24 protein-coding genes are annotated in these 20,080 nt (G+C 63.3%); 11 read left to right on the forward strand and 13 right to left on the reverse strand.

The window, feature by feature from the left end; all coding sequences use genetic code 11:
- Positions 1–100: 100 nt before the first annotated feature.
- Positions 101–415 (forward strand): hypothetical protein, encoded by a 315-nt coding sequence (locus tag GGQ66_RS12305; RefSeq protein WP_183792908.1) that lies wholly within the window; start codon positions 101–103, stop codon positions 413–415.
- 4 nt (positions 416–419) lie between these two features.
- Here GGQ66_RS12305 and GGQ66_RS12310 read toward each other — a convergent pair whose 3' ends face one another.
- From GGQ66_RS12310 to tsaD, 6 genes are read right to left on the reverse strand one after another with little or no spacing between them, the layout of a single operon-like run.
- Positions 420–1,061, reverse strand: a complete 642-nt coding sequence (locus tag GGQ66_RS12310; RefSeq protein ID WP_183792910.1) for a class I SAM-dependent methyltransferase — start codon at positions 1,059–1,061, stop codon at positions 420–422.
- Entirely contained in the window at positions 1,058–2,095 is a 1,038-nt protein-coding gene (locus GGQ66_RS12315; RefSeq protein WP_183792912.1) for a CorA family divalent cation transporter, read from the reverse strand. The genes GGQ66_RS12310 and GGQ66_RS12315 overlap by 4 nt, the downstream gene beginning before the upstream one ends.
- A 45-nt stretch (positions 2,096–2,140) precedes the next feature.
- Positions 2,141–2,584, reverse strand: a complete 444-nt coding sequence (locus GGQ66_RS12320; RefSeq protein ID WP_183792913.1) for an EVE domain-containing protein — start codon at positions 2,582–2,584, stop codon at positions 2,141–2,143.
- A gap of 2 nt (positions 2,585–2,586) precedes the next feature.
- On the reverse strand, positions 2,587–2,880 hold the full coding sequence (locus GGQ66_RS12325; RefSeq protein WP_183792916.1) for a YciI-like protein: 294 nt from the start codon (positions 2,878–2,880) through the stop codon (positions 2,587–2,589).
- A gap of 12 nt (positions 2,881–2,892) precedes the next feature.
- Positions 2,893–3,891 carry an NAD(P)H-dependent glycerol-3-phosphate dehydrogenase gene (locus tag GGQ66_RS12330; RefSeq protein WP_183792918.1) on the reverse strand — a complete coding sequence of 333 codons (999 nt, stop codon included), beginning with the start codon at positions 3,889–3,891 and terminating at the stop codon, positions 2,893–2,895.
- On the reverse strand, positions 3,888–4,982 hold the full coding sequence (gene tsaD, locus GGQ66_RS12335) for a tRNA (adenosine(37)-N6)-threonylcarbamoyltransferase complex transferase subunit TsaD (protein WP_183792920.1): 1,095 nt from the start codon (positions 4,980–4,982) through the stop codon (positions 3,888–3,890). Before tsaD ends, GGQ66_RS12330 begins: the two co-directional genes overlap by 4 nt.
- 76 nt (positions 4,983–5,058) lie before the next feature.
- Between tsaD and hemC the strand changes: the two genes are divergently transcribed.
- The 6 genes from hemC to GGQ66_RS12365 all read left to right on the forward strand — a co-directional run bounded on the left by hemC (position 5,059) and on the right by GGQ66_RS12365 (position 11,164).
- Positions 5,059–5,988 carry a hydroxymethylbilane synthase gene (gene hemC / locus GGQ66_RS12340; protein ID WP_183792922.1) on the forward strand — a complete coding sequence of 310 codons (930 nt, stop codon included), beginning with the start codon at positions 5,059–5,061 and terminating at the stop codon, positions 5,986–5,988.
- A 16-nt stretch (positions 5,989–6,004) separates the two neighbouring features.
- Positions 6,005–6,724: a uroporphyrinogen-III synthase gene (locus tag GGQ66_RS12345; protein ID WP_183792923.1), complete on the forward strand. Its 720-nt coding sequence runs from the start codon at positions 6,005–6,007 to the stop codon at positions 6,722–6,724.
- Positions 6,725–6,831: 107 nt separating this feature from the next.
- Positions 6,832–8,148, forward strand: a complete 1,317-nt coding sequence (locus tag GGQ66_RS12350) for a COG4223 family protein (protein ID WP_183792925.1) — start codon at positions 6,832–6,834, stop codon at positions 8,146–8,148.
- Between the two features lie 19 nt (positions 8,149–8,167).
- Positions 8,168–9,922, forward strand: coding sequence for a heme biosynthesis protein HemY (locus GGQ66_RS12355; protein ID WP_183792927.1), 1,755 nt, complete (start codon positions 8,168–8,170; stop codon positions 9,920–9,922).
- Between the two features lie 13 nt (positions 9,923–9,935).
- Entirely contained in the window at positions 9,936–10,406 is a 471-nt protein-coding gene (locus tag GGQ66_RS12360; RefSeq protein WP_183792929.1) for a tellurite resistance TerB family protein, read from the forward strand.
- Between the two features lie 23 nt (positions 10,407–10,429).
- The gene (locus GGQ66_RS12365) at positions 10,430–11,164 is read left to right on the forward strand and encodes a glutamine amidotransferase (RefSeq protein ID WP_183792931.1); all 735 of its coding nucleotides are present in this window, start codon (positions 10,430–10,432) and stop codon (positions 11,162–11,164) included.
- A gap of 8 nt (positions 11,165–11,172) precedes the next feature.
- On the opposite strand, the gene GGQ66_RS12370 is transcribed toward GGQ66_RS12365, so the two are convergent.
- Positions 11,173–12,423 (reverse strand): MFS transporter, encoded by a 1,251-nt coding sequence (locus tag GGQ66_RS12370; protein WP_183792933.1) that lies wholly within the window; start codon positions 12,421–12,423, stop codon positions 11,173–11,175.
- A 129-nt stretch (positions 12,424–12,552) separates the two neighbouring features.
- Between GGQ66_RS12370 and GGQ66_RS12375 the strand changes: the two genes are divergently transcribed.
- Both GGQ66_RS12375 and GGQ66_RS12380 read left to right on the forward strand, forming a co-directional pair.
- A complete protein-coding gene (locus GGQ66_RS12375; RefSeq protein WP_183792935.1) occupies positions 12,553–12,843 on the forward strand; it encodes a YggT family protein in 291 nt (96 codons plus the stop codon).
- Positions 12,825–13,166, forward strand: a complete 342-nt coding sequence (locus GGQ66_RS12380; RefSeq protein ID WP_237358895.1) for a DUF167 domain-containing protein — start codon at positions 12,825–12,827, stop codon at positions 13,164–13,166. Before GGQ66_RS12375 ends, GGQ66_RS12380 begins: the two co-directional genes overlap by 19 nt.
- Before the next feature lie 2 nt (positions 13,167–13,168).
- Here GGQ66_RS12380 and ppa read toward each other — a convergent pair whose 3' ends face one another.
- From ppa to typA, 3 genes are all read right to left on the reverse strand, one after another.
- A complete protein-coding gene (ppa, locus tag GGQ66_RS12385) occupies positions 13,169–13,708 on the reverse strand; it encodes an inorganic diphosphatase (RefSeq protein ID WP_183792937.1) in 540 nt (179 codons plus the stop codon).
- A 140-nt stretch (positions 13,709–13,848) separates the two neighbouring features.
- Positions 13,849–14,355: a GNAT family N-acetyltransferase gene (locus GGQ66_RS12390; protein WP_183792939.1), complete on the reverse strand. Its 507-nt coding sequence runs from the start codon at positions 14,353–14,355 to the stop codon at positions 13,849–13,851.
- A gap of 184 nt (positions 14,356–14,539) precedes the next feature.
- A complete protein-coding gene (gene typA, locus GGQ66_RS12395; protein ID WP_183792941.1) occupies positions 14,540–16,360 on the reverse strand; it encodes a translational GTPase TypA in 1,821 nt (606 codons plus the stop codon).
- A 264-nt stretch (positions 16,361–16,624) separates the two neighbouring features.
- Here typA and phaR point away from each other — a divergent pair, with 264 nt between their 5' ends.
- A complete protein-coding gene (gene phaR / locus GGQ66_RS12400) occupies positions 16,625–17,140 on the forward strand; it encodes a polyhydroxyalkanoate synthesis repressor PhaR (protein WP_183792943.1) in 516 nt (171 codons plus the stop codon).
- Between the two features lie 116 nt (positions 17,141–17,256).
- On the opposite strand, the gene rpmF is transcribed toward phaR, so the two are convergent.
- From rpmF to mtgA, 3 genes are all read right to left on the reverse strand, one after another.
- On the reverse strand, positions 17,257–17,442 hold the full coding sequence (gene rpmF / locus GGQ66_RS12405; protein WP_183792945.1) for a 50S ribosomal protein L32: 186 nt from the start codon (positions 17,440–17,442) through the stop codon (positions 17,257–17,259).
- A gap of 142 nt (positions 17,443–17,584) precedes the next feature.
- Complete coding sequence (locus GGQ66_RS12410) at positions 17,585–18,232, reverse strand: glutathione S-transferase family protein (RefSeq protein ID WP_183792947.1); 648 nt, start codon at positions 18,230–18,232, stop codon at positions 17,585–17,587.
- Positions 18,233–18,303: 71 nt separating this feature from the next.
- On the reverse strand, positions 18,304–18,951 hold the full coding sequence (mtgA, locus tag GGQ66_RS12415) for a monofunctional biosynthetic peptidoglycan transglycosylase (RefSeq protein ID WP_237358902.1): 648 nt from the start codon (positions 18,949–18,951) through the stop codon (positions 18,304–18,306).
- Positions 18,952–19,168: 217 nt separating this feature from the next.
- On the opposite strand from mtgA, the gene GGQ66_RS12420 reads away from it, so the two are divergent.
- Positions 19,169–20,080: a polyprenyl synthetase family protein gene (locus GGQ66_RS12420; protein WP_183792951.1), complete on the forward strand. Its 912-nt coding sequence runs from the start codon at positions 19,169–19,171 to the stop codon at positions 20,078–20,080.

The following is a 20,080-nucleotide window of genomic DNA, read 5'->3' on the forward strand; positions in this document are numbered from 1 at the left end:
GCAGAAAAATCGATACGCCCTTCCCCTCGCCCTCATCTGCAACATATGCGAGGTTAGCAATTCGTTAAAGTCCTGGAACAAACGTTTGGGAGGAAAAGCCATGCCTCACCGTTTTCGCAACGGCGCCTTCGCAGCCTTTGTCGGCCTTGCGGCCTCGACCGTATCGGCACAGGCCGGCGAATATTTCGCCCAGGGCGACCGGGGTGCAGCAAACCTGCCATCGATGACCCGCTGGGGCGATACCTATGCCGGTGCGGTGTCCGCCGTCAGCTTTCGCCACGGCACCTATTTCTCGATCGATCGGGACGCACGTCCGGATTTCGCACCGCAGGAAAAGCGGCGGCCCGCCCGCATCATCGATGCACGCGAGGCGCGTTGCAGCTACGAGGCCGGCGTCTGCGTGATCCGTCCCTAAACGTTCAGGTGAAGCGCCACACCGTCGTGCGTTTCACTTCGCTGTCTTCCAGTGCGCGGGTCACCGGCACCTGATAGGTCGCGACCGGCTGCAGCCGCTCCTTGGGCAGGTAGGCCCGGCCCGGATCACCCGCCAGCACGACCGCACCTCGATCGCACAGGGCCGCAAACCATGGAATGAGCGCGCCCGCGAAGGCCTTGTCGTAGAAGACATCGCCGGCAAGGATCACGTCCCAGCCTTCGTCGCGACCGATCAGGTCTTCACCGCAAAAGCCGAGCGTTATGCCGTTCACTCCGGCGTTAAGCGCAATTGCCGCTTCGGCAAAGGGATCGATATCGGCGGCGATAACCTCCGCCGCCCCCGCCTTCATCGCCGCAATCCCGACGATACCGGAGCCGGAAGCGAAATCGAGGACGCGCTTGCCCTCCACTATACTCGGATGTTCCAGCACGAAACGCGCAAGCCCCTGTCCGCCGGCCCAGGCAAAGGCCCAGAAGGGTGGCGGTAAGCCGATCTCTTCCAGTTCGTCCTCGGTCTTCAACCAGAGATCATGGGCTTCCGAAGCGAGATACAGCGAAATCTCCGGCACATGCGGCGGCTGCGCCAGCCCCGTATTGTCGAGAATGAACGCGCGCTTGTCGATCAACGGCGCCCTCCCAGCCAGCGGATGATGAAGATGACGAAAGCGGTCGCGAGCCCCACGAAGCCCAGCGCGAACCAGAAGCCACCCGCCGTTTCCGCAAAAGGCAGGTCCTTGGTGTTCATGCCGAAAAGGCCGGTGACCAGCGTGCCCGGGAGAAAGACCGCCGAGAGAACCGACAGAATGAAGAGCTGCCGGTTGGTTTCGGCGCTCGCAAGCGCCTCGATTTCTTCGCGAATGAGCCGGGCGCGCGCCTGAAGATCGCGGACCTCGTTATCGAGCCCATCCAGAGAAGCGACCAGCCGCGACGCCTCACCGATGGCGGAAACGGCCGGCGACGTCGGGTTCTCGGCGGCCAGCATCCCGAGGCGACGCATCAGGGAGCGCATCGGCGCGACCTCGCGGTGCAGGCGCAGAAGCGTCCGGCGCATTCGTGCGACATTGTGATGACCGGCATCGCTCAGGCCTGCGATCACCGCGTCCTCCAGATCGTCGAACCGGTCGGCGAAGGTTTCGATATGATCGGATGCGGCATCGATGAAGGCATCGCCCAGCGCACCGATCAGTGCCCCCGGTGTCTCGATGCGACGGCCGGACACGACGGCACGGCGGACCTTTTCAACGCACATCAATGGGTGACGACGCACCGAAATGACCCGCCGGTCGCCCAGCGCCAGCCGCAACCGTGCCGGTTCGAAACCGACGGCGCCATCGAACTCGGTCTGGAAATCGGAGAGGATGAGACCGACGGCCTGCGCATCACCCACCGCGATATGACGGTCCTCATCATCCAGAAGCAGGGTGCGGACGGGAGCCGACAATGCCGCATGACGACCGACGAAGGTTTGCGTGCGCATGTCCGCGAGGTTGAAATGAAGCCACAACCAACCTTCGCCGACACCTTGCTCCAGTGTCGAGGCATCGCAGTTCGAAAGCGTTCGCCCCACCCCGTCCCGATCGAAGGCAATGGCAAAGACGAGGCCGCCAAGCCACGCCTGCGCCCCATCCGTTGCAACATTGAATGCCTGCAAGACCGCCATGAAAGCCTCCGGGGCTGGCGAGAAGGAACAGGAGAGGGGGCGTTATCAGTCCGGCGAGCGAGGCGGATGATCGAGCCCGCCCATGCGGCAAACCTCAAAGTATTCCTCTTCCGTCACCGGCTGCACGGAAAGACGCATGGAGGTCACCAGCGCCATCTTGGCAAGCGTCGGCGTTGCCTTCACCGTCTTCAGTGTTACCGGCTTTGGCACGTCGCAAACGGCACGAATATCGACACAATCCCAGCGGGCATCGCCCTCAGCCGTCGAATCCGGATGCGACAGGGCGCAGACCTCGACGATACCGACCACTTCCAGCCCCTCGTTCGAGTGGTAGAAGAAGCCCTTGTCGCCGATCTTCATGGTCCGCATATTGTTGCGGGCCAGATAGTTGCGCACGCCGGTCCATTCCTCGCCGATCTCGCCCTTGGCTTTCTGCTGCTCCCACGACCATTTGAAGGGTTCGGATTTGAAGAGCCAGTAGTTCGCCATGGTCAAGCCTCGGGGTTCACGAAGACCCAGTTCCACGGGCGCACGGTGACATCGGAAAACAGGCCGGCACCAGCGTAGGGATCCTGCGCGGCAAGCGCCGTGGCGGCTTCAAGGCTTTCGGCTTTCAGGATGAGCATCGAGCCGACCGGCTTGCCGTCATCGCCCAGAAACGGGCCGGCAGCCTTGAGCGTTCCTTCGGCTTCGAGACCCTTCAGCCATTCGACATGGGGCGGGCGGGTGGCCATGCGCAGGTCGAGATGGCCGGGCTTGTCATTGCACAGGACGACGAACAGCATTTGCGAACTCCTTCAACGGTGTCTTTCGGTGGTGATCGGACGCGACATCAGCGCCTCGATCGCAGAGGGAATATCAAGCGCGCCATCGATGATGGCGGCAACCGCATTGGTAATGGGCATGCTGACGCCGCGGCCTTCCGCAAGCCTTGCCGCAACGGCAGCCGCGAAGGCGCCTTCGACCAGACCGCCGCGCGAAAAATCCATCGGTTCGCCATGGCCAAGCGAAATGCCGAAACGCAGGTTGCGCGACTGGTGACTGGTGCCGGTCAGAACGAGGTCACCGAGACCGGACAGTCCCATGACCGTGTCCGCAGCTCCGCCCATGGCCGCCACGAAGCGGCCCATTTCAGCGAGGCCGCGCGCGATCAGCGCCGCGCGGGCGGATTCGCCAAGCCCCGCCCCCTCCACAATGCCGCAGGCAATCGCCAGCACGTTCTTCAGCGCGCCGCCAAGCTGCACGCCCACCCGGTCTGTGGAGGCATAAAGCCGGAAGGTCGGGCCGGAAAGAAGACGGGCAAGGCCCGTCGCCTGATCGAGATCGGCCGCCGCAAGCGCCATGGCCGTCGGCAGGCCCCTGGCAATATCGGCAGCAAAGCCGGGACCGGAGAGAACCGCCACGGGATGATGCGGCAGTTCCGCTTCCAGAACCTCCGTCAGCAATCGCGAGGATGCACGGTCTATGCCCTTGGCGCAGGTCACGACCACTGCGCCCTCCGCCAGATGGGGGCCATAGGTACGGGCTGCTTCGGCCTGCGCCTGCGAGGGCATAACGAAGAGAACGGTCGCCGCTGTTTTAAGAACCGCGGGATCGGCGGAGAACGAGAGCGCTTCAGGCAATTCGATCCCCGGCAGCGCCTCTTCATGAACGCGGAGCGTGGCCAGCGTTTCCATCGTACCCGCATCGCGCCCGAGCAGCGTCACCTCGGCCTTGCCGGTGGAGGCGATGACGGCGGCCAGCGCCGTGCCGAAGGCACCGGCGCCGATGACGACGACCCGATCCTGCCCGCTCATGCCTTCGCACCCCGCTTGCCATAACCGACCAGCGCCTGCGCACCGGCATCGAGCGGCCAGCGCGAGCGCGGCTGCACGTCGAGCGGATCGGCGGGAAGACCCGCCGCCATGCGCTCCAGCCCGGCCCAGGCGATCATCACCGCATTGTCGGTGCAAAGCCGGATGGGCGGCGCCACGAAATCGAAACCGTTCTTTGCGCAGAGATCGAGAAGCGTCTGACGCAGGGCCTTGTTGGCAGCCACTCCGCCCGCCACGACCAGCGCCGGACGACCTTCGAACGCGGGAAACTCATCGCGAAACCGCTGCAGCCCGCGCCCGATGCGCTCCTCCAGCGTGCGCGAGACGGCGCGCTGGAAGGAGGCTGCGATGTCGGAAACATCCTGCTCGCTCACAGGCTGAAGCCCTTCCGCGGCCTGCCGTACGGCAGTTTTCAGGCCGGAGAACGAGAAATCGAGCCGGGTTTCACCCACCATGGGACGCGGAAAGGCGAACCGCTTGGGATCGCCGGAGAGCGCCGCCGCCTCCACCGCCGGGCCGCCCGGATAGGGCAGTCCGAGCAGCTTCGCCGTCTTGTCGAAGGCCTCGCCCAGCGCATCGTCGATGGTGGTGCCCCAGCGCACGTAGTCGCCGACGCCGCGCACCAGCACGAGCTGGGTATGGCCGCCGGACACCAGCAGCATCAGATAGGGAAAGGTCAGGCCGTCCGTCAGCCGCGCCGTCAGCGCATGGCCTTCGAGATGGTTGACGGCGTAAAGTGGCTTGCCGGCGGCGCGCGCCATCGCCTTGCCGGTCATCAACCCGACAATCAGCCCGCCGATCAGGCCGGGGCCGGAAGTGGCGGCAATAGCATCGACCCCGGAGAGCGGCAAATCGGCGCGGGCGAGCGCTTCGCGGATCAGCCCGTCCAGCGCATCGACATGGGCACGGGCGGCGATTTCCGGAACCACGCCGCCATAGGGGCTGTGTTCGTCAAGCTGCGAAAGCACCACGTCGCCAAGGATTTCACCACGACCGTCGGGATGGCGCAGGACGACAGCGGCCGCCGTTTCGTCGCAGCTTGTTTCGATGCCGAGGATGCGCAAAGGTTCCATCAGGGACACGTCTTCACCGGTTGCGGTTATGCCAAAAGCGGAATACGGAGTTTCCGGTAACAATGGAATGACGCGGATGCAAACAAAACCTTTCCGGATCGGCACGCGCGGCAGCCCGCTGGCGCTCGCCCAGGCCCATGAGGCGCGCGCCCGGTTGATGGCGGCCCATAACCTGCCCGAAGAAATGTTCGAGATCGTGGTGCTGTCCACCACCGGCGACCGCATCACAGACCGCGCGCTTTCGGAAATCGGCGGCAAGGGCCTGTTCACGCAGGAGCTGGAGGACGGCCTCCTGTCCGGCGACCTGGATTTTGCCGTCCACTCCTCCAAGGACATGCCGACCGTTCTGCCGGAAGGGCTTTATCTCTCGGCCTATCTGCCACGAGAAGACGTGCGCGATGCCTTTATCGGCCGCAGCGCGCCGACGCTGATGGAGCTGCCGCAGGGCGCCACCATTGGCTCGTCATCGCTGCGCCGACAGGCGCTCATCCGTCGTCTGCGCCCGGATATCACCGTCGTGATCTTCCGCGGTCTGGTCGACACCCGCCTGCGCAAGCTGGCCGAGGGACAGGTGGATGCCACGCTGCTCGCCTATGCCGGCCTCAGGCGTCTTGGCCGCGAAGACGTGCCGACCGCCCTTCTCGACCCTCGTGATTTCCCGCCGGCTCCCGCGCAGGGCGCGATCTGCATCGAAAGCCGCGTCGGGGACACCCGCGTGTCCGAACTGCTCGCGGCGATCAACGACCAGCCGACCTTCGATGCCGTCACCTGCGAACGCGCCTTCCTGGGGGCGCTCGATGGCTCCTGCCGCACGCCGATCGCCGGCTATGCCCGGATTGAGGACGGCGCGCTCGCCTTCCACGGCATGATCCTCACCCCGGATGGCCGCAAGGTCCACGAGATCGAGCGCAAAGGCCGCCCCACGGATGCCGCCGCCATCGGCCGCGAGGCAGGCGAAACCATCAAGGCCGCAGCCGGCCCCGGCTTCTTCGAAGACTGGAGCTGAGGCACGGGACGGGGTCATGCGCGTTCTCGTCACCAGACCCGAACCAGCAGCAAATGCCACAGCCGAAAGGCTGAGGAAGCTGGGACATGAACCCGTTCTCCTGCCGTTGTCACGCGCCGTTCATGACCGCGATGCGGCCTCCCGTGCCCTGAAGTTGCCCTTCGATGCGCTCGTCGTCACCAGCGCCGAAGTGTTCCGCATGCGCGTGAATATTCCGGACGCCATCAAGGCCCGCCGGATCTTCTGCGTCGGTCCGGCCACGGCGGAGGCCGCGCACCGTGCCGGCTTTTCCGATATCGTCACCGCTGAAGGCACCGGCCTTTCGCTCGCCGCGCGCATTGCCGGCGATCCCGCAAAGCCGGCCCTGCTCTATCTGGCCGGAGAGCCGCGTTCGCCGGATCTCGAAACGAGCCTCGCCGAAAGCGGCCTGCCGCTTACGATCACCGTCTGTTACCGCATGGAGCCGGTTACGCCCGGTGCCGGGCAGATCGACGCGGCCTTTACCCCGCCGCCGCAGGCCATATTGTTCTACTCGCGGGAGAGTGCCGTGCGCTTCTTCCGCCTGCCGGGTCTTGCCGACTGCCACCGGACACTGGTCCACACTCGGTTCCTCTGTATCAGCGCCCGCACCGCCGGCATCGTGCCGCCGGAATATGCTGCCCAGATCGCCATCGCGGCCACGCCGGATGAAACGACGCTGCTTTCACTCCTGCCTCTCCCTTCGTCGCAAAATTGATCCAGCCCCTTTCCTTCCGAGGGATCACTGACTAGGTTTCCTGAGAAGAGGACATGCACGGCGTTTTATTCCGGCATGAAACGAAATGTCAGTTGCGAGGGAAGATCATGGGATCGGAAAAACCGCCACGTCGCGCCAAAGCGAAGCAGGAACCGGCCATCATCGACATGGAGGCGACCGATGCCGCAAACGAAGCTATTCCCGCAACCTCTCCGGGCGATGCCATCTCCGAAGCCCTGACGGAACTGCCGGATGCGGTACCGGTGGAAACACCCGTTTCAGCCACCGGACCGGATCACGCCCAGGAATTGCCCAATGCCGATGAGCCCAAGGCAGCCGACGAGGAAAAGCCCGAGGATATCGGCACGGCCGAAGCCCTCGCCGCCGAGCCTGTGCCGGAAACCGAGACGGAGATTCCCGTCGCAGCGCCAACCGTGATCGAGCGCAAGTCGGGAACATCTGTGACCGGCGCCATTGCCGCCGGCATTTTCGGCGGCCTTGTCGCCCTCGCCGGCGCCGGCTCCATGCAATATGCCGGCTACCTGCCCTCGCTTGGTGCGGCACCCACCGCACCGGCCCAGCCGTCTGCCGGCACGGCAGCGCTCGAGGCGGAACTCGCCACGTTGAAGAGCAGCATCGCAGCCCTTGCCGCACGGCCCGCCGGCGCGACGGCAGATACATCCGCGCTGGAAGCCCGCCTTACCGCACTGGAAGCGGCAGGCCCCGGAGCGCCTGCTGCCGCACCTGTCGACCTCGCACCGGTGGAAGCCAGGATCGCCGCGCTGGAAGGTCAGTTGACCCAGCTTGAAGGCTCCGTCGCCGGCGCCGACGAGAAGCAGCAATCGATCCAGACCAATCTCATAGACCGGCTGCAAAAGGTCGAGACCGATGTGAACGACACGACCCACCGCAATGCGGTGGCGCGCGCCATTGCCGCCTCCGGCCTGAAGGCCGCCATTGATCGCGGCGGCAGCTTCGTCTCCGAACTCGAAACCTTTGCCGGCGTTGCGGCAGACGAGCCCGCCGTTGCCGGCCTGACGCCCTATGCTCAAACCGGCGTGCCGACCCGCGCGGCGCTGATCGCCAGCTTTCCGGATGCCGCCAATGCGGTTCTCGCCGTGGTGAACAAGCCCGACCCGAACGAAGGCGTCGTCGACAGGCTCTGGTCGAGTGCGCTCTCGCTCGTCAAGGTCCGCCCGGTCGGGCATGTGGAAGGCGACACGCCGGAGGCCTTCATCGCCCGCGCCGAGGAAGCTCTCAAGGGTGGCGATCTCGACGCAGCCCTTGCCGAGTGGAACCGCCTGCCCGAGGAGGGCCGCGCCGCTGCGCCGGATTTCGGCAAGGCGCTCGCCGCACGCATCGAGGTGGAAAAGCTCGTGGGCGCAACGCTCAAGAACGCCGTGCTTGGCGCGGCGGGAAACTGACGGTGAGGGAGGCGACACAATGATCAAGCTTCTGATTTACGCCGGCATGGTTCTGGCACTCGGCTTCGGCTTTTCCTGGCTGGCAGACCGCCCCGGCACGCTCTCCGTCATCTGGCAGGGCCAGCTCATCGAAATGAGCCTGATGGTCGCGGCCTCCATCGCCGTTGCCTTCGTGGCGGCGGTCATGCTGGTCTGGTGGCTCATCCGCACCGTCTGGACCTCCCCCCATTCCGTGCGTCGCTTCTTTCGCGCCCGCAAGCGCGACCGCGGTTATCAGGCGCTTTCGACTGGCCTGATTGCCGCCGGCGCCGGCAATGCGCTGCTGGCCCGCAAGATGGCCGCCCGCTCGCGCGGCCTGCTGCGCGCCGATCAGGAACCGCTGATCCTGCTGCTCGATGCGCAGGCGGCCCTGATCGAAGGGCGCTATGATGAGGCCCGCGCGAAGTTCGAGGCCATGGCCAACGATCCGGAAACGCGTGAGCTTGGCCTTCGCGGCCTTTATGTCGAGGCCCGGCGTCTCGGCGCCAACGAGGCGGCCCGGCAATATGCCGAGCAGGCAGCGGAAGCGGCTCCCTACCTGTCCTGGGCAGCCGAAGCGACACTGGAACACCATGCGCAATCCGGCAACTGGCAGGCCGCGCTCGACCTGCTCGACCGCCAGAAGGCCGCGCATGTGCTGGATAAGCCGACGGCAAACCGTCTGCGGGCCGTTCTCCTGACCGCCAAGGCCAGCGAAGCCATCGAGAAGGACCCGGCGGTTGCCCGCGATAATGCGGTGCAGGCGCTGAAGTTCGATAAGGGCTTCGTGCCCGCGGCGCTCATCGCCGCGCAGGGCTATGTCCGCGAGGACAACCTTCGCAAGGCGGCCGCAGTTCTGGAGCAGGTCTGGAAGATCGAACCTCACCCGCAGGTGGCTGCTCTCTATGTGCGCGCCCGTGGCGGCGACACCGCGCTGGATCGGTTGAAACGCGCCGAACGGCTGCAGTCGCTGCGTCCCAACCACGTGGAATCGCTGCTGGCGGTTGCCGATGCCGCCCTTGCCGCCCGCGACCTTGCCAAGGCCCGCGAAAAGGCCATGGCCGCCGCCCGCATGGAACCGCGCGAAAGCGCCTTCCTGCTGCTGGCTGACATCGAGGAAGCCGAAACCGGCGACGACGCCCGCATCCGTCACTGGATGGCGCAGGCGCTGAAGGCCCCGCGCGATCCCGCCTGGGTGGCCGACGGCGCGGTCTCGGAAACCTGGCGACCGACCTCACCCGTCACCGGCAAGCTGGATGCGTTCCATTGGAAAGTGCCCTACGGTCAGCTTTCCGGCCCGGTGGAAGAAGGCAGCCTGTCCGCCGCCGAAGCCGCGTTTGCCTCCCTGCCGCCGGTCAAGCCGGTGTCTGCGGAAGCAAAGACCGGCACGGTGTCCGCATCCGCTCCAAAGGCCGAACCGGTCATCATCCGGCCCGATCCGGTGCTTGAACCAGCGGCCGCCACCACCGTCACCGATCGCAAGGGCGAAGTCATGCCGTTCTTCGGACGCCCGCCGGACGATCCGGGCGTCAAACAGGCGATCGCGGAAGAACCCTCTTCCGTGGCACCCCCTGCGCCCGTCACGCCACAACCGTCTCCTGTCGTGGTGAAGGCACCGGCGCCCGTCGCCGCGCCAGAAGCGACGGAACCGGTTACCGCAGTGCCGGAACCCTTCTTCGGGCGCCCACCGGATGATCCGGGCGTGAAGAAGCCTGACCAAACATCGGGCGACAAGACTCGCCTTCCGCTCTACTGACGGAGAACCGCGCATGTGGGAACAGATCCAGTCCTTCCTGAAATCCCTCGCCGGCGGTGAAGAAACGGAGCGTTTCGAGACGAACGACCCGCGCGTTGCCGTTGCCGCGCTCTGTATTCAGGTCATGCGCGCCGATGGCGTCATCGATGAAACGGAGCGTCAACGCCTCGATACCTTGCTCAAACAACAATATTCCTTGAGTGACGAGGCATTGTCGGCTTTGCTGAAGGCAGGCGAAGCGGCGGAAAGCGAAGCGGTGGATTATTACCGCTTCACGTCCGTCATCAACCGCGCCCTTTCGGAAGACGAAAAGATAGCACTGGTCGGCCTGTTGTGGGACATCACTTACGCAGACGGCGCACGCAACGAAATCGAGGACCATATCGTCTGGCGTATCACCGATCTGCTCGGTGTCTCCGGTCGGGACAGGGTTCTCCAGCGACAGGACGCAGAAGCCCGGCGACAAGACGAAGGGCCGGCCTGACAGCAAAAGGAACAGAACGCACCATGCTTTTCGACCCCAGCCGCAAGCCTGCCCGCGCACCGATGCTGATCGTCCTACATCAGGAGCGTTCAAGTCCGGGGCGCGTGGGGCAAATTCTGGTCGAGAAGGGTTATCACCTCGATATCCGCCGCCCGGCGCTCGGCGACAGCCTGCCGGATACGCTGGCCGGGCATTCCGGCGCCGTCGTCTTCGGCGGCCCGATGAGCGCCAACGATCCGCATGATTACGTCCAGGCCGAAATCGACTGGTTGAAGGTTCCGCTCAAAGAAAACCGCCCCTATCTGGGCATCTGTCTTGGTGCACAGATGCTGGCCCGCCATCTGGGCGCGCGGGTCGCAGCCGATGAGAAAGGCCTTACGGAAATCGGCTGGTATCGGCTGCGTCCGACGGAACATGGCCGGCAGATGATGCGCTGGCCGCAAATGGTCTATCACTTCCACCGGGAAGGCTTTGACCTGCCGCACGGTGCGAAGCTTCTGGCGGAAGGCGACGCCTATCCCAACCAGGCCTTCCGCTATGGCGAAAACGCCTTCGGCATCCAGTTCCACGCAGAACTGACACGGGCGATGATGCAGAGCTGGGTGGTTCGGGGTGCCAGCCGCTTCACCATGCCGAACGCGCAGCGTGGCAGTGAACATCTCGAAGGCCGTATGCTCTTCGACGCTCCGCTCAGGGCGTGGTTATCGGATTTCCTCGAAATCGTCTTCGAACGGCAATACCAGACGACAGGCGGCTGATCCGCCCGTCAGCCCCGGCTCGCACCGGTCGGCGCATCGAGATTGTCGATCTTGCGCAGCGTCGGAAACAGTCCCGCCCAGACGATGGCGACGGCAATCGTGCCGATGCCGCCGACAATGACTGCCGGCACCGCACCGACACCGTGCGCCATGGTGCCGGCCCGGAACTCGCCAAGCTCGTTGGACGCGCCGATGAACACCATGTTGACGGCATTGACGCGTCCGCGCACCTCGTCCGGCGTCCAAAGCGCCAGAAGCGTTTCGCGCACATAGACCGAAAGCATGTCGGATGCGCCGAGCAGCATGAGGGCTGCAATCGAAATCCACGCGGTTTCCGACAGGCCGAAAAGAACGGTCGCGAAGCCGAACAGCCCCACCCCGACGAACATGATCGTCCCGGCATGATGGCGGATGGGATAGGCGGCCAGGAACAGCGCCACGGCAATCGCGCCGATGCCCGGCGCGGCACGCAGCAGGCCAAGTCCCCAGGGGCCAAGCGTCAGCACATCGCGGGCGAAGATCGGCATCAACGCCACGGCGCCGCCAAGCAGCACGGCGAAGAGATCGAGCGAAATCGCTCCGAGCACCACCTTTTCCGAGGCAATGAAGCGGAAACCGGCCAGAATGGTTTCGAGATTGACAGCGCGCGAGGCCGTGCGGGCGCCGGGCTTGGGAATGGCGATGACCAGCACAGCCCCCAGTGCCATGAACACGAAAGCCGTGCCATAAGCGATGGTCGGGCCAAGCCCATAAAGCAGACCACCCGCCACGGGCCCCAGAATGGATGCCGCCTGCCACGACGAGGAGTTCCATGCCACCGCATTCGGCAGATCCTGCGCCGGCACCAGATTGGGCCCGAGCGACTGCACGGCCGGGCCCATGAAGGCGCGCTCCACACCGAAGACGCCGAGAATGGCAAAGACCGGCCAGGGCGAGAACGACCCGGTCACAGTCAGCACGAAGAGGCCGGCCGCGCAGGCGGAAGCCAGCAACAGGCACAGTGCCACGATGACCCGGCGGTTGTAGCGATCCGCCACTGTCCCCGTGACCAGAATGAGGAAAAGCGACGGCAGGAACTGGAACAGGCCGATGAGGCCCAGATAGAGCGCATTGCCCGTCACGTCATACATCTGCCAGCCCACGGAGACGCTGATGATCTGTGTGGCGAAGGCGGTCAGAAAGCGCGCGGAGAAGAACAGCGCATAGGACCGGTGCCGGAAGGCGGCAAAGCGATCATCGTCAGCGCGGGTAACGCTCATGGAAAATCCGATCCTGAAGGCGGTTCAAGGCCCCGGATGTTAAACATGATGATGCGCGGTAATCGAGTGGGGCTTGTCCGTTAAGTCGCCAATGTCTACATCTCTGTCAACAAAGAAATGGAGACATGCATGTTCGCCCTGTTGCAGACGATTGATCTGGTGCTGAACCTTTACACCTGGGTTCTGATCGCGAGTGCGATCTTCTCCTGGCTCTACGCGTTCAACGTGATCAACTCCTCGAACCAGTTCGTCAGTTCGATCGGCCGCTTTCTCTATAACGTCACCGAGCCGGTTCTGGCGCCGATCCGCCGCATCCTTCCCAATCTCGGCGGCATCGATCTTTCTCCGGTTGTCGTACTGATCCTGATCTTCTTCCTGCGAACCTTCATGTGGAATACGATTTGGCCGATGCTGCAGTGAGCGGCCTGCCCTGGCAGAAAACAGACGACCACATACGCCTTGCCGTAAGGCTGACACCGAGTGGTGGGCGTGATGCGGTCGACGGCATCGAAGCCGATGCCAATGGCGATACCCGGTTAAAGATGCGCGTCAGCGCTGTGCCGGAAAAGGGCAAGGCCAACAAGGCCATGATTGCAGCGCTCGCCAAGATGCTGGGCGTTTCCAAATCGTCGGTCGAACTGCTCTCCGGCGATACCGCCAGACAAAAAATCCTTCGGATCGATGGCGATCCGGAGGATATCGTTCAGCGTCTTGAAGCGCTCGTTCAAGACCGTCCGGCCTGAAATCAGGCCTTCTTGGCGGCCTTGGCCCGTTCGATGGCTTCGACGATCAGCTTCTTGGCAACGTCGACACCCTGCCAGCCGGCGATCTTCACCCACTTGCCCGGCTCCAGATCCTTGTAGTGCTCGAAGAAGTGCTCGATCTGCTTCAGGGTGATATCCGGCAGGTCGGTATAGTTGTGAACGTGGTCATAGCGACGCGTCAGCTTCGGCACCGGAACAGCAAGAATCTTCTCGTCCTTGCCGCCATCATCTTCCATGACCATGACGCCGATCGGGCGGCACTTGATGACGCAGCCGGGGACCAGCGGGCGGGTGTTGCAGATCAGGACGTCGACCGGATCGCCATCTTCGGACAGCGTATGCGGCACGAAACCGTAATTGCCCGGATAGGTCATCGGCGTATAGAGGAAGCGATCGACAACGAGCGCACCGGCTTCCTTGTCCATTTCATACTTGATCGGCTGGCCGCCAACCGGAACTTCGATGATGACGTTCACGTCTTCCGGCGGGTTCTTGCCAATCTCAATCGCATCAATACGCATGATAAGCCTCTGCAAGCTGGGTTAAGTTGGCCGTTTGGATAAAGAGTTTCCAGCACCAATGCAACATGCACGTAGGCTAAAGCGCGCCTGAGGCGCAAACCTAATTTGGGGAATGACCGCCAGAGGACAACGAAATGTCCTCAGGGCCAGACGAAGCCGATCTTCTTCAGTTCCACACCGTCGAAGTCCTCCATGCCTTCCGCAACGTCGGACCCGCCCTGGGCGCGGAAGAAATGGCTGGCGTTCTCGCTGTCTTCAAGGCACCAGGCGACAAGACCGGAGCAGCCGAGCGATTTGAGAAGACGGCGACCTTCATGGAACAGGGTATAGCCAAGGCCGATGCCCTGATATTCGGGACGCAGGTAAAGTTCGTAGATCTCACCTTCCTGCGGCAAGGCCCGGGCGCGATTGAGGCCCAAGGTCGCATAACCGGCGATAACGCCGGCCACATCGGCCACCAGAAGCGTTGCAGGACCGCGCGCTGCCTTGCGCCACCAGTCCTCGCGTCGCCGCTCCACCATGCGCGTAAGCGCCTTGTGCGGAATGAGCCCAGCATAGGCATATTGCCACGAAAGCCGGTGTGCATCGGAGATCGACGCCGCATCCTGAGGCTCGGCACGCCTCACATCAATGGTTAACGTCTTCATAACGCCGGCTCCGGTCCTTCGGTCGCGCACTCGATACATTTTCGCGCATCCGGCCTCCAACCTCATCGGAGACGGACCGATGTTAAGCTTCTTTTAACGATTGCAGCAAGCCCCCGAGACGTCCAACCCACAAACAAAAACCCCGGCACGAAGGCCGGGGTCTGATGGAGATCGCTCGAACCGATCAGGCGAGTTTCGACTTTTCGAACCGCTTGCGATCGTTCGGGTCGAGATAGAGCTTGCGCAGACGGATGGACTTCGGCGTCACCTCCATCAGTTCGTCGTCCTGAATCCAGGAGAGCGCGCGATCGAGCGTCATGCGGATCGGCGGCGTCAGCTTCACGGCTTCATCCTTGCCGGCGGCGCGGATGTTGGTGAGCTGCTTGCCCTTCAGCACGTTCACTTCCAGGTCGTTGTCACGGCTGTGGATGCCGATGATCATGCCCTGATAGACCTTTTCGCCCGGCTCGATGATCATCGGACCGCGATCTTCCAGGTTGAACATGGCATAGGCCACGGCTTCGCCCGAACCGTTCGAGAGCAGCACACCGTTGGTGCGCCCGGAAATCGCGCCCTTGTAGGGCTGATAGTCGTGGAACAGGCGGTTCATGATTGCCGTGCCGCGCGTGTCGGTCAGCAGTTCTGACTGATAGCCGATCAGGCCGCGCGTCGGGGCCAGGAACTTCAGGCGAACGCGGTTGCCGCCCGAGGGGCGCAGTTCGGTCATTTCTGCCTTGCGCTCGGACATCTTCTGCACGACCACGCCGGAATGCTCTTCGTCGACGTCGACAACGACTTCCTCGATCGGCTCCATCATCTCGCCGGTCGCTTCGTCCTTGTGCATCACGACGCGGGGGCGCGATACGGCCAGTTCGAAGCCTTCGCGGCGCATGGTTTCGATGAGAACGGCAAGCTGCAATTCACCACGCCCGGAAACGAAGAACGAATCCTTGCCTTCGGCTTCTTCGATCTTCAGCGCGACATTGCCTTCGGCTTCCTTGAACAGACGGTCGCGGATGACACGGCTCGTAACCTTGTCACCTTCGGTGCCGGCAAGCGGGCTGTCATTGACGATGAAGGACATCGTAACGGTCGGCGGATCGATCGGCTGCGCCTTCATGGCTTCGGTGACAGACGGATCGCAGAACGTGTCGGCAACCGTGCCCTTGGAAAGACCAGCAATGGCGACGATGTCACCGGCATGGGCTTCCTCGATGGCGGTACGCTCGATGCCGCGGAACGCGAGGATCTTGGAAATACGACCGTTTTCGATCAGCTTGCCATCCTGGCCCAGAACCTTGACGGCCTGGTTCGGCTTGATCGAACCGGAAGCGATGCGGCCGGTGATGATACGGCCGAGGAAGGGGTTCGCTTCGAGAATGGTGCCGATGAGACGGAACGGGCCTTCCTCGACGGTCGGAGCCGGAACGTGCTTCAGCACCAGATCCAGGAGGGGAGCAAGCCCCTCTTCCTTCGGGCCTTCCGGGTTGAAGTTCATCCAGCCATCGCGGCCGGAACCGTAGAGGATCGGGAAGTCGAGCTGCTCATCGGTGGCGTCGAGGTTCGCAAACAGGTCGAACACTTCGTTGATGACTTCCTCATGGCGGCCATCCGGACGGTCGATCTTGTTGATCGCGACGATCGGGCGAAGACCGACCTTCAGCGCCTTGGATACCACGAACTTCGTCTGCGGCATCGGGCCTTCAGAAGAGTCGACCAGAACGATAGCGCCGTCCACCATCGAGAGAATACGCTCCACTTCGCCGCCGAAGTCGGCGTGGCCGGGCGTGTCGACAATGTTGATGCGGGTATCCTTCCACTCGATCGACGTCGCCTTGGCAAGAATCGTGATGCCGCGCTCTTTTTCGAGGTCGTTGGAATCCATGACGCGCTCATTGACGCGCTGGTTCTCACGGAAAGAACCGGACTGCTTGAGAAGTTCGTCGACGAGGGTCGTTTTCCCATGGTCAACGTGCGCAATGATCGCGATATTGCGAAGTTCCATCTGTCAAATCTCTGGGGCTGGGGCGCAAGGAGAGGAGAGCGCCATGTTCATTTGCCGCGCTCATAACCTGTTTTTCGCAGAAACGAAAGGGGGCGGGGCCGCCTCCGGCAAAATCGGGCCTTGGCTATGCGCGAAACCATACTAACCCGGATTTGTGTCAACTGTGCTGCTGCGATGCACAAATCGATTGTATTTGCCGTTGATTTGGGCGTAAACTCCCAATGGAAGAGGAAAAATTGACCATTTTGACGGGAGGAGTTGAGAATGGCCAAATCTATAGGCACGACTATCATCAAGAAATATGCGAACCGACGCCTCTATAATACGGCGACCAGTTCCTATGTGACGCTCGATGACCTGGCGAAGATGGTACGGAAAGAAGAGGAGTTCTCCGTGCTCGACGCCCGCACCGGCGATGACATCACCCAGACGGTCCTGACGCAGATCGTGTTCGAACAGGAGACCGATGGCGGCAACGCGCTTTTGACGCCCGCCTTCCTGCGCCGCCTGATCGCCTGCTATGGCGACCGGTCGCAGGCGATTGCCGGCGAGTTTCTCGACCACGCCATGCGCACCTTTACGGAACAGCGCAGCCAGATGGCCGAACGGGCCGCCAGCGGTGCCGCGGGCGCGATCGAGGAAGAAGCTCGCCGCACGGCGGAAACCTTCCATCCGGCTTTCCGTGCAACGCGCCATGAACGCCGCCGCAGCGACAACCGCGACATCGAAGACCTGCGCGCCCAGTTCCGCACGCTGCAGGAGCGGCTGGACCGCCTCTGAAACGACGCGATCCGCCGGCGGGAAGAGGAGCCCGCCGGCGTGATCTTCACCGTCAGGACAAACAAAAAGGCCATCCCGAGGGATGGCCTTTTTTCATTCCAGACGGAATGCGCGGATTATGCGCTTTCCTTCGGCGTCAGAACCTGGCGACCGCGATACATGCCCGTCTTCAGGTCGATGTGGTGCGGACGGCGCAGTTCGCCGGAATTCTTGTCCTCGACGTAAGCCGAGCCCTTCAGCGCGTCAGCAGAACGGCGCATACCGCGCTTGGACGGGCTCGTTTTTCTCTTCGGTACAGCCATTTTCTCAACTCCAATTGACGTTCCGGACGGGGCCCGCGGAAAAACCGCGCACACAGAAACCCTGTCGATCCGGGAATTTGGCTGGCTTATACATACAAGCCGGGGCTTTGACCAGTCCCCGGACGCATTTTTTCACGAATCCTCAGACCTCGTCTTGCCTGACGATCCAGGGCTCGGCACAGGCAAGGTCTCGCCACTTCACAAAGGCCGGATGCGCCTTGATCGTATTCATATAATCGAGCGTATCCGCCGACCTAACGAGATCATAGGTATCGAAGCGGCTGACGACCGGCGCAAACATCGCATCCGCCGCCGAAAAGGCTCCGAACAGGAAAGGTCCACCCGAGGTCGCCCGGCATTCGCGCCAGATCGTTTCGATGCGCGCCACATTGGCCGCCACGCCCGCGGGCAGCGCAATCGCCCGTTTCGGGCGACGGATGTTCATGGGACAGGCGCTCCGCAGGGCGACGAAGCCGGAAAGCATCTCCATGGAAACCGAGCGCGCAATGGCCTTCGCGTGGCGAGCGGCGGGCCAGAGCCCGGCCTCAGGAAAAAGCTCGGCCGCATACTCGATGATTGCCAGCGATTCCCACACATGCATATCACCATGGTGAAGCACCGGCACGCGCCCGGTCGGCGAGACTTCAAGAAGATGCGGATTGCCGTTCTCGAAGTCGAAGGGCAAGAGCACCTCCTCGAAGGGAATGCCGCAGCCCTCAAACGCCATCCATGGCCGTAGCGACCAGGAGGAGTAGTTTCTGTTACCGATATAGAGAACGAACCTGTCCATTGAACCCCTCACGCATGTTGGCGCGAAGATAATCGCAGCAGGGTGGGCGGGACCAATGAATTCCCCAGAACTCAGTTATAAATGCAGGTGATATAATCGCCAGAGGCCCGCGCCCGCCGCTCGATGACCGGCACGAGACGCGTCATGTTGCGGGTCGGCTTGGAGGCCTTGCGCAGAACGGGATTGGGCAGCGACACCGCAAGAAGCGTTGCCTGGCGTAGCGACAGCTTCGCAGCGGGCACCTTGAAATAATGCCGCGCCGCCGCCTCGATACCATAGAGCCCAGGCCCCCATTCGGCGATGTTGAGGTAGATCTCCATCGTCCGCCGCTTCGACCACAGCGTATTGGCGAAAAGCGCCAGCGGCAACTCCAGCGTCTTGCGCAGGAAGGAGCGACCATTCCACAGAAAGAGGTTCTTGGCCGTCTGCATGGTGATCGTGCTGGCGCCGCGCGTTGCCTCACCGTCAAGCGCATCCTGCACCACGCCACGCAACTGGCCCCAGTCGACGCCGTTATGGGCGCAGAACTGCCCATCCTCAGACATCATCACCGCCTTCACGACATTCGGCGAAATGTCATCAAGTTCTACCCATTGCCGGTCATAACCGCGAAAAAAGGCAAGATCGGCCAGCATCAGGGTCGAGACGGGCCGAACGAAAGGCAGCCAGTACAGAACGATAAGGGCATAGGGGATGAGGACGAAAAAGCCGACGCCCATCAGAATGGAACGGAACCGGCCCTGAACGGACGGCAGAAAGCGCCGGGCGCGCACCGCCTCCCCGCCCCCATCCGTCTTGCCTTCCGCTTCAATATCCACGCGACCTTCCACCACTGCCGGGTTTGATAGGCATAAATAGCCCGCGACAGCCCGCAAGGCCAGAGTGGGACGCCGCTTTCCCGTTGCAACGAAACCCGCCTCATGCCAAACAGCACGCATGAGCACGTCAGAGACTTTCGAACAGCGTCTGCGCAACCGGGCGGCCGGTATCGGGCAGCTCCTGGAACACATTCTGGCCGATGCGCCGGAGAGCGACGAGATTGCCCGCCCGCCCCGGCTTCTGCAAGCCATGCGCCACGGCGTTCTGAACGGCGGCAAGCGTCTTCGGCCCTTCCTCGTCATTGAAAGCGCAGCTATTTTCGGCGGCAGCGCGCTTGCCGCCCGCCGCGTGGGCGCCGCGCTCGAATGCCTGCATTGCTATTCGCTGGTGCACGACGACTTGCCCGCCATGGATGACGACGATCTGCGACGTGGGCAGCCGACCGTCCACATCGCCTTTGACGAGGCGACCGCCATTCTCGCCGGTGATGGCCTGCTGACGCTGGCCTTCGACATCATCGCTGCACCGGAAACACCGCTGGCCGACAGGGAGAAGACGCAACTGGTTCTGGCGCTTTCCCGCGCCGCCGGCATAGGCGGCATGGTTGGCGGCCAGGCGCTCGATCTCGCCGCCGAAAAGGACCGCCCGGGCGAGCAGGGCATCGTCACCCTTCAGGCCATGAAGACCGGCGCGCTGATCCGTTTTGCCTGTGAGGCCGGCGCCATCCTCTCGGCCGCATCCACCGAAGACCGGCAGCGCATGCGCCGCTTCGGCGAAATCATCGGCCGCGCCTTCCAGATCGCCGACGACCTGCTCGATCTGACCGCCGATGCCGCCACGCTCGGCAAGGCCGCCGGCAAGGATGCCGCCCGCGGCAAGGGAACGCTGGTGGCATTGCACGGAAAGGAATGGGCGGAGGCGGAACTGACCCGGCTGATCGACGAGGCCACCGCCCTCCTCGCCCCCTATGGCGACCGCGCCGCCATTCTGGTGGAAGCGGCCCATTTCGTGGCCCAGCGAAAGAACTGA

The organism is Allorhizobium borbori (assembly GCF_014196535.1).
Lineage (GTDB): Bacteria > Pseudomonadota > Alphaproteobacteria > Rhizobiales > Rhizobiaceae > Ectorhizobium > Ectorhizobium borbori.